This is a genomic window from Marinococcus luteus (assembly GCF_900106595.1).
GTDB lineage: Bacteria > Bacillota > Bacilli > Bacillales > Marinococcaceae > Marinococcus > Marinococcus luteus.
The window spans coordinates 135,505-149,927 of the sequence record NZ_FNNC01000003.1; the positions used below are offsets into that span (position 1 = coordinate 135,505).

The window sequence follows — 14,423 nt, forward strand, 5'->3', positions numbered from 1 at the left end:
CTACATCCTTTTTTATTGTACAACAACCTTTCTCTGCTTTCTTCCTGCCAGTGCCTCGATTCTCAATTTCAGAACAACGCAGCCTTTATGTTAAAAAATAGCGTCGAATGTCTTCCCAATGATCAACTCTTGCATAAGCAGTTTCATAAACATTATGCGGGGCAGTGTACAAAATCCCTTTGCCGTCAAAACGCTCGAAGTGTCTGGCGTTATCATCTATCAAATAATCTGCATGAATGATGCTTTTGTCGCCGCAGAACACAAAATTCATGTCTCCCAAAAAAGAAAGATTGTTTTTCAGCCACTCATATTTTGCCGCAAACGATGGTGGAAATTCCATCGCTGCTGTCGTAATAAACACTTCATATTGCCTGGCAAGCTGGGCGATTACTTCCGGCGCCCCGTCCATGACCTGCAGATGACGAAAAAAGGACGGCTCGTAGAAATAAGCTTTAATCTCATCATGAAGCTCCGGATGCAGTGCTTCGAGCTTCATGCCTTTAAGGTCTTCAGCCGTAACACTGTACCCGTAATCCCTATTAAACCTATGTAGAAGCGTTGGCAGCGTATTTACCGTTACTTCATCCATATCAATCGCTATCCGTTCCATGTGAAACCTCCTTGTTTACAGTAAGAAGAAGCCGCGCATCTGCGCAGCTTCCGTCTGTTATTCAAATGTAATTACTGGCTTGATCGTTTTGCCTGCTTTCATATCTTCAAGAGCCTGCTCCAGATTTTCAAATGGATACATGGTAATCAATTTATCAAAAGGAAATTTGCCCTGCTTGTAATATTCCACAAGCATCGGAATGAACAGCTTCGGCACGACATCTCCCTCTACGACACCTGACATAGTGGCGTTTGGCACGATGAAGTTCTGGTGCACGTGAAATTCGGTATCTGCACCGGCACCGACGACAGCAGACTCCCCTTTATAGCGGAGCACGTCCATCGCCTGTTTTGCCAGGGCAGCCACTCCAGTGGATTCAAGCGCGTAGTCTGCCCCGCCATCGGTCCACTCCTTCACTTTTTCAACTACATCTTCCTTTTTACCATTGATGGCATGCGTTGCTCCGAGCTCTTTCGCCAGCTCCAGACGCTCTTCATTAACGTCTACAGCAATGATCTGCAGGGCACCGGCGAGGTGTGCGGCCATAACGGCACTCATACCGACTCCTCCGCAGCCAAAAACGACTATCGTATCGCCAACGCCTACGTTCAAACGGCTGAGTACCGTGCCTGCACCCGTCTGGACACCGCAGGCTAAAGGCCCGAGCAGACGGATATCTACGTCGCGGCGAACTTTTACTACATTATTGACGGGTGTCACAGCATAGGTGGCAAGCGATCCCTGCCCGAACAAAGAAGAAACTTCACTGTCTTCACTGTGAAGACGGCGGGTGCCGTCGTTCATGGTGCCACCAAAATTCAGGGCATTAAAATTTTCACATGCCCCGGGGTGTCCTTCCCGGCAGTTACGGCACGTTCCACAGTGCGAAAACGTGATAACCACGTGGTCGCCGGGCTCTACATCCTGGACCCCGTCGCCGACCTTCTCCACCACACCGGCTCCTTCATGCCCTAAAGCAATCGGAAGCGGTGTCGGAATCTCCTGCTGCTGCACGCCGAGATCAGTATGGCAAATACCGGCTGCAGTAATTTTCACTTTCACTTCTCCTGTTTTCGGTTCGTCGAGTTCTGCTTCTGTATGCTGAATGGCGCCAGCTTTTTCACTGACCACCGCTGCCTGGATTTTCATTGTTATCCCTCCTGCTTCGTTCTTCCCTGGATGGCAGGAATAGAAACAGATCCTGATGGCTTGCGTTATTTCAAAAAACAAACCATCCAGTGCTCGTCATCGTAGCCGTCTGCTGTTTTCATCGCTTCTTTTTCTGTCGAAAAAACAGAAAAGCCGCAGGCTTCATACAGGCGGACCGCATGCCCGTTTCCACTCACTACGGTTAACTGCACCTGCTCCACCCCGTCTTTGTCTGCCTGCTTCAAAGCAGCTTCTACGAGCCTGCTTCCAAACCCGTACCCTCTGAACGCAGGCTTTACATACATAGCCAGAATCGTCGCTTTATGCTGAAGCTTCTGCATTTGCATCGGGAGCAAAGTGATGACACCCGCAAGCTCATTTCCGGCTTTGATGCCCCATGTAAAAGACCGGCTTCCCTCCAGCCTTTCTTTATATTTTCTGACCAGGTCCGGATTCTGTCTTTCCTCCTCCAAGGTTGAAGCAAAGGCCTCCGGACTCTCCTCCAGGGCCTGCATCCGAAGCTCTGCGTATGCTTCAGCGTCTCCGCCTCCTAAAACCTTCAACTCTGCTTCCTGCACACGTCTCACCGCCCGCTCTCTTTTCCGAAATCCTTCGCCGTAAAGTCTCCTCCTTTTTTCGGATGGCTCCCTGCCTCCACTTCACCGGCGTAGTCTTCTGCATTCTCCTCTGGCTCGTAGCCAATCTCTTTTGCCCGGGTATTTTTAAATCTCGCCCGGGTGTTGTTTGAAATACCGTAAACAATCAGGTACTCAGGCAATGCGCATGTGAGCGCTGCTTCAAATAAGCGCTCTGCATCACGGGGGCTGAACCAGTTTTCCAAATCGTGTTCGGACGCCGGCCGGTCCTGAAAATTACAGATACGCACCCCAATGCCTTTCAGCCCAAATTTATCGTGGTAATAGCGTCCGAGCGCTTCCCCGTATGCTTTACTGACTCCATAAAGCGTGTCAGGACGCACCGGTGAAGCTTCGTCCACCCATTCGTCCGCTGGATAAAAGCCGACCGCATGGATGCTGCTAGCAAAAATCAATCGTTCCACGCCAGCCTCGGCTGCTGCCTCCATCACATGAAACGTGCCTTTTATGTTCACCTGCTCAATTGATTCAAAGTCTGACTCAACCGGGATACCTCCCAGATGGATCACCGCATCCACTCCCTGCATCAGCTCACGGACCTCCGCTTTGCTTGTAATATCCGCTTCCATGAATGCTTCTTCGCTTGTTAAATCCTCCGGAGCCTTCGCGTCTGTCAGTACCAGGTCAAAACGCTTCGATAGATAGTTTCTGAGTACGGTACCGATTGTACCTGCTGCTCCTGTAAGTAATACCTTCTGCATGTGCATGCCTCCCGTTTTAAAGCATACTCTTCCATAAACCTTTTCCTATTATTTGAAACCTGCTGCAGGCACTTTTTTTGCTTTTCTTTTTTTTATTTTTTATCCTCAAGGAAAGACTTTGTATAAAGAAGGGATGCATTATGGCTATCGAACACTTCCATTTAACGGCGGATTGGCCAGGCGGGCGCAATGCCGTCGGCTCTATTGATGCCGGGAAGCTGAAAACGGATATTTCCATTCCTGAAGAAATGGACGGGCCGGGCGTTGGCACAAACCCCGATGAAATGCTCTTAGGCGCCGCAGCTACGTGCTATATCATTACACTCGGTGCCATGCTTGAACGGGCGGAGCTGCCGGTCGACTCCATGGCGCATACGAGCGAAGGCCGTGTGGATGTCACAAACGGCGTGTTTACGTATAAAGAAATTATCCATCGCCCGGTGATCACCCTCGAAGCCGGCGCTTCCGACAAACAGTTCGACAAAGCGCAGAAGCTGATTGAAAAAGCGGAAGCAGCCTGTATGATTTCCCGGGCCATCCAGGGGAACGTGGAGCTTACGCTCGAACCAACACTCCTCCGCACAGACAAAGCCCGTACCTGAAAAGGCACGGGCTTTTTATGAGAGCTGTCAGCACTGCTCGAGCAGATTGGTGAGTTCGTATACGACCAGCCGCTGGTAGTCTGCGTCGTCGCCATATCTTGAAAAAATACTTTCATATGCTGCTGAGCGTTCATCTGCGTACGTTTCATCATTTTCTGTCAAACCAAGGCTTTTGAAATGCTTCATCGGCTCCTGGATAAAAGCGGGCCTCGGCCCCCAGCTGAAATAAACCTTTCCGTGTTCATCAGAAACGACCACCTTTGGTACTGACGTGCCGCCGAGGGTCCGGAATTGATCGATAAATTCCGGGTGCTCCTCCTGGATAAACACCTCCACCGGAACGCCGGCTTTTCGCATTACTTCCACGATTACCGGAAAGTTCCGGTGCACGTCCCCGCACCAGTCGGAGGCAAGCACAGCGCAGTGCAGATCATCCCGCGACTGCAGGGCGAGCAGCTTATCCTCCGGGTGATGCTTCCAGGAAAAAGCAGCCTGCCACGGCTCCATTTTCTCCCGGTACGTGGGGCGCATGCGTTCAACAAAATCGTCTACGGCCAGGCCATGGCCTGTTTTATCTGAAATATCAAATGCGGATGGCATAATTATCGTCCTCCTTGATAGTTCTCTACCTCGGCCGCCGTTTCTTTAAACAAATGTATTCTGAATATAATCCATGCTTATACGCACGCTTTCCAGCGGATTCCGTCGCGAAGCGTCCTGCTCCACGACCTGCCAGGAAGCCCCGGACTCCTCTGCTTTTTTCATAATCTCCTCAATATCCATTTTCCCTTCGCCGAGCTCAGCAAAAAACTCCTCGCCGTCTGCGGTCATATCTTTAATATGCACAAGCGAAAGCCGGTCCCTGAGTTGTTCCATCCAGGCAAAAGGGTCTTCCCCAGCCTTCTGCACCCAGTATGTATCGAGCTCCACCTGCACGTGCTCCGGTTTCATTTCCTCAAGCATCACTTCAAACGGTAGTCGCCCTTCGAGCGGAAGCAGTTCAAAATCATGGTTATGATACGAAAACGTGATGCCTTCCTTCCGGCACGCTTTTCCGATCCTGTTTAATTCCTTTGCCGTCTGCTTATAAGCTTTCAGACTCAAGCGTTTTTCCTCATCAAGATAGGGGCAGACAATGTGGCGGCATCCAAGCGCCAGATGCTTTTGTATCACCCCGTCCAGGTCATCCTGCAGCTGCTCGAGCGGCACATGGCTCGATACTATCTGAAGGCCAATATTTTTCATCGTCCCCGCGAGTTCCTCTGTACCGAAGCCACCGCTCTGGCCGGCCAGCTCCACCGCTTTGTATCCCATGGTTCTCACCTGCTGAAGCGTACCGATAAAATCCTCTTCAAGCTCATTTCGGAGCGTGTAAAGCTGCAGTGCGATTTTCATAGATTCATCTCCTTTTGGTAAACGTTTACATATAGTATATACGGTTTTACTGTTCTATACAAAAAAAGCCTCCGGAACAGAAGCCCGGAAACCTTTCTCATTACGCTTTTTTTACTTTGGACAAACCGTTTCCAAGGCCCGTCTTTTTACAGAACGACTCGTATTCCGTATTCCAGGCAGTATGCTCTTTCGGGGAAAAGGCGTTTACTTCCACTGCTGCACGGATATATTTACGCGCTTCGTGGCGGTCCTTGATTTTTCCGGCAGCGGTCAGCTGCACCGTAATATTACCGAGAGCACTCGCTTCCTTCGGTCCAGCCCAAACATTACGCCCAAGTGCATTTGCTGTAAACTGGGACAGATGTGTATTTTTAATGCCCCCTCCAACCATGTACAGCCCGGAAAAAGACTGCCCGGAAAGCTGTTCTGTACGCTCGAGTACGTGACGGTATTTCATGGCCAGACTCTCCATGATGCACCGCACGATCTCCCCTTTCGTTTCAGGGACTTTTTGCCCGGTCTCCCGGCAGTACTGTTGGATTTGGGACGGCATGTCTGCCGGATGCAGAAACTGGAGGTCATCCGGGTCGATAAATGACTGAAAGGCCGGCGCCTCTTCCATCTGTTCAAGCAGCGCTTCATGGGAAACATCATCGCCGCGCCAGGCACGCCGGCATTCTTCGAAAATCCACAACCCCATAATATTTTTCAGCAGCCGGAAGGTCCGCTCGATGCCACCTTCGTTGGTGAAATTCCATTCAAACGCTTCTGGAGTCGTAGCAGGCTCTTCGATCTCTGTACCCATCAGCGACCATGTACCGCAGCTCAAATAAGCAAAGGAGGAGGATTCAGCCGGAACGCCGGCCACCGCTGCCCCCGTATCATGTTCGGCGCTTGTGTAGACAGGTATTGCCGGCACTTGCAGCTCGTGCTGCAGATCTTCACGCAGTTCTCCAACCCTGGTGCCCGGCATCACGACCTCGGCCATCCACTCCCGCGGTACGCCGACGGCTTTTAACAGCTCTTCGTCCCAGTCCATCGTCCGGGGGTTAAACAGCTGAGTCGTAGTCGCATTCGTAAATTCGCTTTTCATTTCTCCAGTTAAAAAGTAGCGCAGCAGATCAGGAATCATTAAGAGCATCCGCGTTTCCTTTAAAACCGGGGAATCGGCCTTCACCATCGCTTCAAGCTGATAAATAGTGTTAAATGGCAGAAACTGAATGCCAGTGCGTTCAAAAATAAATTTTTTGCCGATACGCTCCGTTACCTGCTCCATCACTCCATCTGTATGAGCATCGCGGTAATGATACGGATGACGCAGGAGCTCTCCGTCCTGCCCCAAACAGCCGAAGTCGACCGCCCAGCTGTCGATGGCGATGCTTTCAATGTCCTGCCGTTCTTCGTAAGCAGAACGAATGCCTTCTTTCAACTCGTGAAAAATACGGTAAATGTCCCAATGAAACCGGCCATTTACCCGTACCGGTTCATTTTTAAAGCGGTGCACATCCATGGTTTCGAGCCGCCCGGCTTCGATCCAGCCAAGCACGGCTCTTCCGCTGCCTGCCCCTAAATCGAACGCGAGTACACTCACCAGCTGGCACCACCTTTGCCGCGGGAGAGAATTTTTTCCCCATAGCCGCTTGTGCGGTAGGCATCCATCGGCTTTACCGAAGCGCCTTTTTCTTCACGGAACGCTTCAAGAAGCGGTGTAACATCAGCTTCAAAGGCGGACCGGATCGCGCGTTCGGCACCCAGAACGTCCTGCTTTTCCTGAGCGTTCCTAAGCTCCTCCAAATTCACCAGGCACGCCTTGGCATACATCGTCTGAACGTTTTCAATTGAACGGATCATGGCCGGGATTTTCGGCTCCAGGTTGTGGCACTGGTCAAGCATGTAAGCAATGTTTTCGGCGTTTTGGCGAACCGCCGGATCCGGATCTTCCTCAGCCTGCACAATCTGCTGGAGAATCAAAAATATTTCGTATGGATCATGGGCGCCGACAATAAGATCATCATCTGCATACTTGCGGCTGTTAAAGTGAAAACCCCCCAGCTTCTGTTCGTCGAGCAGGTATGCCACAATGTGCTCGATATTGGTCGCCTGGGGATGGTGTCCGGTATCCACCAGTACTTCCGCTTTACTGCCAAGCTTGTTGGCTGCGTTAAATGCCATCCCCCAGTCTGCAAAATCAGTGTGATAAAATCCCGGTTCGAAAAACTTATATTCAATCAGCATGCGCATCGAATCGTCCAGCTCGTCATACATGCTTTTCAGCCCTTCAAGCATCCAGTTTTTCCGCTTTCGAAAATCCGCCTGCCCTGGATAATTGGTACCGTCGGCAAACCAGAGGCTTAACACATTAGAGTCTACTTCCCGGGCGATGCCAATGCATTCAAGCAGATGATCAAGTGCCTTCCGTCGAATCGCCGGGTCAGTATTGGTTAAGCTGCCGAATTTATAATCGTCATCCTGAAACAGGTTCGGGTTCACTGCTCCAATACTTACACCAAGACTTTCTGCATGCGCTTTCAATCCTTTGTAATTATCCACTTTATCCCACGGAATATGAATCGCCACTGAAGGGCTGGAACCGGTGTGCTTGTGCACCTGAGCGGCGTCCTCTAATTTTTCAAAAGGATCGCGGGGTATACCTTCCTGCTGGAATACTTTAAAACGTGTGCCGGAATCTCCAAAGCCCCAGGAAGGAGTTTCGACCTGCAGCTTCTGCAGCTTCTTTTTCACCGCTTCGAGGTCAATGCCCCTTGCCTGCTGCTGTTCTTCGAATAATGTATAATGACGATCACTCATGTGTTATCCTCCTATCTCTATTTCAAAAGCGGGCCGTACCGCTGCCTGTCCTCTTTACTCAGGAGGGGCTGGCCCGCCGGGTTCCCCGGTGGGCAGCTCCTTGTTTCGTTTAGCGTGTAAAGGCCGCTGGTACACCGCCGTCTACGGTCAGCATGCATCCGGTCGTTTTTTCTGATTTCGTTGAAGCAAAGAAAGCAATCGCTTCTGCAATGTCCTCCGGATAAATATTAACGAGAAGCGTTGTGCGTTTACGGTAGTGTTCATCGAGCTCGTCAGGCTCAATACCGTAGGCCGCCGCCCGCTCTTCCTTCCACGAAGAGGACCAGATTTTCGATCCCTGCAGTACTGCGTCTGGAAGAACAGAGTTTACACGGATACCGTACTCCCCGCCTTCGGCTGCGATGCAGCGCGCAAGATGTGTTTCGAGCGCCTTTGCCGAGCTGTACGCTGCCGCGTTTTTCCCGGCATATACCGAGTTTTTAGATCCGACAAAGACCATGTTTCCTCCAGTTCCCTGCGCTTTCATCTGAGTGAACGCTTCACGGGCCACCAGGAAGTAGCCGGTGCCGAGCACGTCCATATTCAACTGCCACTGCTTCAGCGTCGTTTCTTCAAGCGGGCTTGAAGATGCCAGGCCGGCGTTATTTACGATGATATCCACGCCCCCGTACTGGAGAGCCGCTTCTTTAAAGGAAGCCGCGACAGCTTCTTCAGAAGTCACATCCATCGCTACGGCATAGGCTCTTTCTTCTCCGTACGTCCGAGTATATTCCTCCGCTTTTTCCCTAGCCCCACCAGCGTTTAAGTCGGCAAGCACAACATGGGCACCGTCTCCAATCAATTCACGGCAGGCCGCCGATCCGATACCGCCGGCTCCTCCAGTAATAAATGCCACCTGCCTCGAGAACTCTGCTTCCGGCGGAGCAAGAGAAAGCTTATACAGCTCGAGCGGCCAGTACTCCACGTTGTAGGATTCATTTTCCGACAGCGAAACGAACGATCCGAGAGCTGTGCTTCCTTTCATTACAGCAATCGCCCGGTGGTAAAGTGCTCCGCTCACGTTTGCCATCCGCTTGTCCTTGCCGGTATTGACCATGCCTACGCCTGGAATTAAAATGACGCGTGGTGCCGGCTCAAACATTGTGTCGCCTTCATTTTTGTTTCTTTCAAAGTACTTGGTGTATTCCTGCTTGTATGTCTCGATTCCTGCTTTTACTTTTTCAACCAGAGCGTCTTGGCCCTCTGATGGCTTCCAGTCAACAAACAGAGGCGTTCGTTTCGTATGCACTAGGTGATCCGGGCAGGCAGCCCCCACCTGGGAAAGCTCAGGTGCGTCTTTACTGTTCACAAACTCCAGCACTGCTTCATCGTCCGAGTAAGAAAGGATCATTTTTTTATGGTCGCTTACTGCTCCGCGAATAACCGGCATGACTCCGGCAAGCAGTTCTTTGCGTTCTTCTTCCGGCAGTGCCTTCGTATGTTCGCCTCCAAACACGGACTGTTGACTTTCCTGCTTTTTTACAATATAGTCTTCTGCTTCCTGAATTACTTCTATAGTCTGGTCATAGCTTTCTTTCGAGGTTTCTCCCCATGTAACCAGACCGTGCTTTTCCATCAGCACCATTTCTGCATTCGGATTGCTCTGTACGCCTTCGGCGATCATTTTGGACAGCGTGAATCCCGGACGTACGTATGGTACCCAGACAAAACGGTCCCCGAATATTTCCCGGGCAATATCTTTGCCGTTGTCTGCGCAGCAAATACTGATAATGGCATCCGGGTGCGTATGATCCACGTGTTTAAAAGGCAGAAAAGCGTGGAGAAGCGTTTCAATGGATGAACGCGGATGGCCCGGGTCAATCATGCAGTGACGCAGGTACGCTACCATTTCTTCGTCCGGCATTTCTTCGCGCTCCATTAACGGGCGGATATCTTCCATACTCAAAGCAGTAAAGTGTTTTTCTTCCATGGTCGCAAGGTCCGATCCGCTCCCCTTCACCCACATTACTTCAATATCCCGTCCACGGAAATCTTTTTCCGTTGTTTTCAGCGACGTATTTCCACCGCCCCAGTTGCATACCGAACGGTCCTCTCCCAGCAAGTTGGAACGATAGCGAAGCTGCTCTACGCCGGTCTTGAACTTGGATGCTTCATTTTCGTTCCAGAGGTTTTTCACCTTTTTAACGTTTGTAATCATTCTTCACCCTCCATTTAATCTTCTTTAAGCGTTTTCATATATTTATACTATCATAAATCACGGTAAAAACAAACATAAAACAAAATAAAACAAATAAAATTCACTATTATTTTTCGCTCTCACTTTCAATTTTTAAAACTTATTTTATTATGAGCAAAGCAGCCCTGCTCCACGCAGGACTGCTTTGCACGCTGTTATTCCACCAGGCCGAACAGCCTTGGCAGAAACAAACTGATTTCTGGAATAAATGCCACTAAGACAAGTGCTGCGACAAGCGGCACATAAAACATCATCAGCTTTGGTATAATCTTTTCAATCGATACTTTACTGACACTGCTGCCGATAAACAGCACAGTTCCAATTGGAGGCGTCGTAACCCCGATTGCAAGTGCCATTGCCATAATCATCCCGAAGTGTACCGGGTGAATACCCATCTCTGTAGCCACCGGGAACATGATTGGGGTGAAAATCAGCAGGGCCGGCGCTACGTCCATAAACGTACCGACAACTAACAAAATCAAAAGCATAATAAGTAATAAAATGATGGTGTTATCTGTAACAGAGAGCATTGCGTTAGTGAGTGACTGCGGAATTTCCGCGTAGGCAAGCACCCAGCTCATCGCCGTCGATGCACCGATCAAAAGCAGAATGATGCCCGAGTAGGAAACGGTCTCCTTCAAAATCTTTGGAAAATCTGAGAGTGAAAGGCTGCGATAAGCTAAGCAAAGCAGAAGCGCGTAGAATACTGCTACTGCAGCCCCTTCCGTTGCTGTAAATATCCCGCCGGCAATACCGCCAATGACGACTACAATCAAAAACAAGCTCGGCACGGCCTGCCAGATGATTTTTATCGCTTCACCGCCTCCTGTCTTATCAGCCACAGGATACTTCGCACGCTTGGCAAGAATGTAGGCAACAATCATTAATAGTCCGACCATCAGGAGCCCCGGCAAATACCCGGCGATAAACAAAGCGCCGATGGATGTTCCGCCAGTTAACAGTGAATAGATAATCGGCATACCGCTTGGCGGGATGATCAGCCCGGTCGGTGCTGAAGCAATGTTAACTGCTGCTGAATAGGAAGAAGAATATCCTTCTCTTTCCTGCTGGGGGTGCATGATTCTCCCCATTGAAGCCGCGGCTGCAATCGCCGAGCCCGAAATGGCCCCAAACAGTGTGTTACCAATAATGTTCGTATGAGCAAGCGAACCGGCCATCCGCCCGCCGATCAGCTTGGCCAGGTTAATCAGCCGAAGAGCAATACCACCGTTGTTCATAATGCTTCCCGCAAGCATAAAGAATACAAGAGCGAGAAGCACGGTGCTGTCCACCCCGGTAATTAACTGCTGAGACACCGCCAGAAGCGAAGCGTCTACTGGTAAAATCAACAGCGCGGCAGCGAACGTTGCTGCTGCAATACTTACCGCGATTGGCACACCGATAAATAAGAATAGGAAAAACAATCCAAATAGTATAATGCCGGTCCAAACAGCTACATCCATTTATGATCCCCCTTTTCTTCAATACGGGGCGATTCCACTTCCCGGCGGTTCATCATATTGTAAATCTGATAGAAAATCACAATGAGCCCGCTTACCGGAAGTATGCCGTAAATCAATCCCATTGGTATTCTCAAAATAGGTGAAAGCTCCGCCATCGTCGCGCTTGCGATCGTATAGCCGCCAATCACCAGAACGAACAACGCAAAACCAATCACAATTAGGTCTATCAGCCACCGGAGCCCCAAGTGGGCTTTTCCGGTAATTTTGTCTCTTAAAAAGGAAATGGCCAAATGCTCGTCCTGGCCAAATGCGTACGCTCCACCTAAAAAGGCGATCCAGATCAATGAAAAACGCAGTACTTCTTCTGTAATAATACTCGGGTCCCCAAGCACAAATCTTGTGAATACCTGCCATATCGCTGCTACCGTTAAGAATATAACCAGGGCACTCGTAATAACTAAAAGCACCATATCAATACTCTTTTTTACTGCCTGCATGTTCCTCACCCCTTACCTGTCCACTTATTCTTCCATTGCTTCAATTTCGCTGATCACGTTATCAACATCCGGATTTTCCGACCTTCGTTCCTCAATGAGAGGCTCCACCTTTTCCCGAAATGGTTCCTGATCAGGATAAGAGAATTCAACGCCCATTTCCTCTTCTGCCTGCTGCATGCTTTCTTCAATCATCTCATCCCAGCGCTCATTGTGCGTTTCCGTCGTTTCCTCCCCGGCTTCCTGGATGGCCGTGCGTTCTTCCTCACTTAACTCCTGCCACGTGTTATCGCTCATCATAAGAAAGTCCGGTATACGGGTATGCTCATCAAATGAAAACTGTTTTGCCACTTCACCGTGATTGGCATCCGTTAAGGCAATGGGACTGCTTTCCGCTCCGTCAATGACACCCTGCTGCAGTGAGGTATAAACTTCAGTTGCTGCAAGCGGTGTCGGTGAGGCACCAAGCATTTCCATCGTCTCGATCGAGGTGACGTTGGTCATTGTCCGGATTTTCAGCCCTTGAAGGTCCTCCGGGCTTTCTACTTTCGTATTACGCGTATAAAAGCTCCGTGCCCCTGCATCGTAATAAGTGATACCGCGAAGCTGGGCTTCTGATAAATCGTTGTACATATCATCAATTGTATCCGTTTCCATAAATGAGCGGAATTGTTCGTTAGATGAAAATATATACGGCAGACTGAACACAGAGAATTGCTGATCAAAGCTTTCGACGACCCCTCCGTTCACTTTAGCCATATCAATGACCCCGTTCTGCACCAGTTCCATTACCTTCGTCTCTCCACCAAGTACCCCCTCTGCGTAAATATCCACCTCTACGCTTCCGTCAGTTTTTTCTTCTACTTTATCGGCAAAATCTTCAAGGCTTTGATATACAGGACTTGCATCGTTGTGAATATGTGCAAGTGTTAATGTTTGTGTTTCTTCTGCATTCGCTTCTGTTGCTTCTGATGAAGTGCTTCCGCTCCCGCCGCAGCCGGCGAGTGTCAGCAGTGCCGAAGAAGTTAATGCTATCGTTCCGGCCCGTGCCCATTTCCACTTTTTCATATAAGAAACCCCTTTCTATTTTTTCAGCAAGGAAACATCTGATCTCTACTGCTTTGTTACTATTTTAAGCGCTTTCAAAAATTACGTCTTATTAAATTAAGAATTTTACTCTCAATTTCAGAACAAACCAAAGAGAGTGTGCTTAAATTGATTAAAAAACAACTCCAATGGAGTTGTTTTTTCTTGGTTATCGTGTGTTCAATCGAAAGGTTGTAGAACTTTGGAAATGTTTTTCCTCACTCAGGTAGCCAGTCGGCTTTCCGAAATGAGCAAAATCCACCGGCAGCTGCTGGGTTTCGATGCAGATCCCCCGGTGCTTTTCTTTCGGCCCCGCTTCAAAATCCTGTTCAGGCATGCCGTTTGATGTATACACCACAGCCCCCGGGGCGCTTGTGATAATATCAAGTCGCCGTCCTGAGGCCTCATCCCATACACTCGCCTGCGGTTCTTTTCCTTCTTCGAGAATAAAGAAATGATCAATACCTGCGGCCACGTCACGTATCTGTTCATGGGCGCTGTCAATATGATCGCCGAGTGGATTTTCCCCGTTTAGTTCAAAAGGCGTTCCCGCCGTTGGGAGCAGCTCTCCTGTAGGAATCAGCTCCTTATCGAGCTCCAATACTTCCGATGCGTGAATCTCAGCATACTGTTCTGTGATCGGACGTTTGTTATTTCCGCTCGGATTTATGTACATATGCTGGGTTGGGCTGAACCAGGTATCGGTATCTGACTCTCCTTCGTATTCGACGGTGAAATCGCCGCCGGCCTCCACAATGTATGTGACAGATGCCTTCACGTTCCCAGGGTAGCCGTCGGTACCGTCCGTTCTTTGAATCGAAAAACGAACCCAGGCCTCCTGTTCATTTTCACCGGTCTCTTCGTCCCAGTAGACATTGCCAAAACCGCCGTCTCCTCCGTGGAGATGATGCCTGCCTTCATTTATAGTCAGGGCGTACTCTCTGCCCGCCGCTGTCATATGCCCCTCCCCGATACGTCCGGCAACCGGGCCGACGACTGCGCCAAGAAAAATACTGTCCCGTTCGTACTGCTCCGGCCCTGCATAGCTGAGCAGGATATTTTCTTCAATTCCATTACGGTCCTTCGCCCATATCCGTTGAATTCTTGCCCCAAGGTTTAACAGTTCCACCCGTGGGCTTTTTCCTTTTTGGATTATCCATTTCCGCATTTTCTGGTGCTTTAGCTCTTCTTCCTGAAGCATGCTTTTGTCCCCCTTGTATAAT

The 14,423-nt window shown here is 49.7% G+C and carries 14 protein-coding genes; 1 reads left to right on the plus strand and 13 read right to left on the minus strand.

Annotated elements, in window-relative coordinates:
• Positions 1 to 85: 85 nt before the first annotated feature.
• The 4 genes from BLV22_RS08155 to BLV22_RS08170 form a co-directional block, all read right to left on the minus strand.
• A complete protein-coding gene (locus BLV22_RS08155; protein ID WP_091613744.1) occupies positions 86 to 610 on the minus strand; it encodes a 5' nucleotidase, NT5C type in 525 nt (174 codons plus the stop codon).
• Between the two features lie 57 nt (positions 611 to 667).
• Positions 668 to 1,759, minus strand: coding sequence for an NAD(P)-dependent alcohol dehydrogenase (locus BLV22_RS08160; protein ID WP_091613747.1), 1,092 nt, complete (start codon positions 1,757 to 1,759; stop codon positions 668 to 670).
• A gap of 65 nt (positions 1,760 to 1,824) precedes the next feature.
• The gene (locus BLV22_RS08165; protein WP_091613749.1) at positions 1,825 to 2,346 is read right to left on the minus strand and encodes a GNAT family N-acetyltransferase; all 522 of its coding nucleotides are present in this window, start codon (positions 2,344 to 2,346) and stop codon (positions 1,825 to 1,827) included.
• Complete coding sequence (locus BLV22_RS08170; protein WP_176967715.1) at positions 2,343 to 3,116, minus strand: NAD-dependent epimerase/dehydratase family protein; 774 nt, start codon at positions 3,114 to 3,116, stop codon at positions 2,343 to 2,345. Before BLV22_RS08170 ends, BLV22_RS08165 begins: the two co-directional genes overlap by 4 nt.
• A gap of 140 nt (positions 3,117 to 3,256) precedes the next feature.
• On the opposite strand from BLV22_RS08170, the gene BLV22_RS08175 reads away from it, so the two are divergent.
• Entirely contained in the window at positions 3,257 to 3,718 is a 462-nt protein-coding gene (locus BLV22_RS08175) for an OsmC family protein (RefSeq protein ID WP_091613755.1), read from the plus strand.
• 27 nt (positions 3,719 to 3,745) lie between these two features.
• On the opposite strand, the gene BLV22_RS08180 is transcribed toward BLV22_RS08175, so the two are convergent.
• The 9 genes from BLV22_RS08180 to BLV22_RS08220 form a co-directional block, all read right to left on the minus strand.
• Entirely contained in the window at positions 3,746 to 4,318 is a 573-nt protein-coding gene (locus tag BLV22_RS08180) for a thioredoxin family protein (RefSeq protein WP_091613757.1), read from the minus strand.
• A 45-nt stretch (positions 4,319 to 4,363) separates the two neighbouring features.
• Positions 4,364 to 5,113, minus strand: coding sequence for a sugar phosphate isomerase/epimerase family protein (locus BLV22_RS08185; protein ID WP_091613760.1), 750 nt, complete (start codon positions 5,111 to 5,113; stop codon positions 4,364 to 4,366).
• Between the two features lie 100 nt (positions 5,114 to 5,213).
• Positions 5,214 to 6,704 carry a rhamnulokinase gene (locus BLV22_RS08190; RefSeq protein WP_091613763.1) on the minus strand — a complete coding sequence of 497 codons (1,491 nt, stop codon included), beginning with the start codon at positions 6,702 to 6,704 and terminating at the stop codon, positions 5,214 to 5,216.
• The gene (gene rhaI, locus BLV22_RS08195) at positions 6,701 to 7,921 is read right to left on the minus strand and encodes an L-rhamnose isomerase (protein ID WP_091613765.1); all 1,221 of its coding nucleotides are present in this window, start codon (positions 7,919 to 7,921) and stop codon (positions 6,701 to 6,703) included. Before rhaI ends, BLV22_RS08190 begins: the two co-directional genes overlap by 4 nt.
• A gap of 109 nt (positions 7,922 to 8,030) precedes the next feature.
• A complete protein-coding gene (locus tag BLV22_RS08200; protein ID WP_091613768.1) occupies positions 8,031 to 10,118 on the minus strand; it encodes a bifunctional aldolase/short-chain dehydrogenase in 2,088 nt (695 codons plus the stop codon).
• Between the two features lie 194 nt (positions 10,119 to 10,312).
• Positions 10,313 to 11,620, minus strand: a complete 1,308-nt coding sequence (locus BLV22_RS08205) for a TRAP transporter large permease (RefSeq protein ID WP_091613770.1) — start codon at positions 11,618 to 11,620, stop codon at positions 10,313 to 10,315.
• Positions 11,611 to 12,117 carry a TRAP transporter small permease gene (locus tag BLV22_RS08210; protein WP_091613772.1) on the minus strand — a complete coding sequence of 169 codons (507 nt, stop codon included), beginning with the start codon at positions 12,115 to 12,117 and terminating at the stop codon, positions 11,611 to 11,613. The genes BLV22_RS08205 and BLV22_RS08210 overlap by 10 nt, the downstream gene beginning before the upstream one ends.
• Positions 12,118 to 12,141: 24 nt before the next feature.
• Positions 12,142 to 13,182 carry a TRAP transporter substrate-binding protein gene (locus BLV22_RS08215; RefSeq protein WP_091613775.1) on the minus strand — a complete coding sequence of 347 codons (1,041 nt, stop codon included), beginning with the start codon at positions 13,180 to 13,182 and terminating at the stop codon, positions 12,142 to 12,144.
• Between the two features lie 187 nt (positions 13,183 to 13,369).
• Entirely contained in the window at positions 13,370 to 14,401 is a 1,032-nt protein-coding gene (locus BLV22_RS08220) for an aldose epimerase family protein (RefSeq protein ID WP_091613776.1), read from the minus strand.
• Between the last annotated feature and the right edge of the window lie 22 nt (positions 14,402 to 14,423).

What these genes read in the sequence shown, in the direction of transcription:
- BLV22_RS08160 (WP_091613747.1), bottom strand. Translation starts at nt 1,759, where the DNA reads ATGAAAATCCAGGCAGCGGTGGTCAGTGAAAAAGCTGGCGCCATTCAG.
- BLV22_RS08155 (WP_091613744.1), bottom strand. Translation starts at nt 610, where the DNA reads ATGGAACGGATAGCGATTGATATGGATGAAGTAACGGTAAATACGCTG.
- BLV22_RS08220 (WP_091613776.1), bottom strand. Translation starts at nt 14,401, where the DNA reads ATGCTTCAGGAAGAAGAGCTAAAGCACCAGAAAATGCGGAAATGGATA.
- BLV22_RS08200 (WP_091613768.1), bottom strand. Translation starts at nt 10,118, where the DNA reads ATGATTACAAACGTTAAAAAGGTGAAAAACCTCTGGAACGAAAATGAA.
- rhaI (WP_091613765.1), bottom strand. Translation starts at nt 7,921, where the DNA reads ATGAGTGATCGTCATTATACATTATTCGAAGAACAGCAGCAGGCAAGG.
- BLV22_RS08175 (WP_091613755.1), top strand. Translation starts at nt 3,257, where the DNA reads ATGGCTATCGAACACTTCCATTTAACGGCGGATTGGCCAGGCGGGCGC.
- BLV22_RS08180 (WP_091613757.1), bottom strand. Translation starts at nt 4,318, where the DNA reads ATGCCATCCGCATTTGATATTTCAGATAAAACAGGCCATGGCCTGGCC.
- BLV22_RS08170 (WP_176967715.1), bottom strand. Translation starts at nt 3,116, where the DNA reads ATGCAGAAGGTATTACTTACAGGAGCAGCAGGTACAATCGGTACCGTA.
- BLV22_RS08210 (WP_091613772.1), bottom strand. Translation starts at nt 12,117, where the DNA reads ATGCAGGCAGTAAAAAAGAGTATTGATATGGTGCTTTTAGTTATTACG.
- BLV22_RS08205 (WP_091613770.1), bottom strand. Translation starts at nt 11,620, where the DNA reads ATGGATGTAGCTGTTTGGACCGGCATTATACTATTTGGATTGTTTTTC.
- BLV22_RS08185 (WP_091613760.1), bottom strand. Translation starts at nt 5,113, where the DNA reads ATGAAAATCGCACTGCAGCTTTACACGCTCCGAAATGAGCTTGAAGAG.
- BLV22_RS08215 (WP_091613775.1), bottom strand. Translation starts at nt 13,182, where the DNA reads ATGAAAAAGTGGAAATGGGCACGGGCCGGAACGATAGCATTAACTTCT.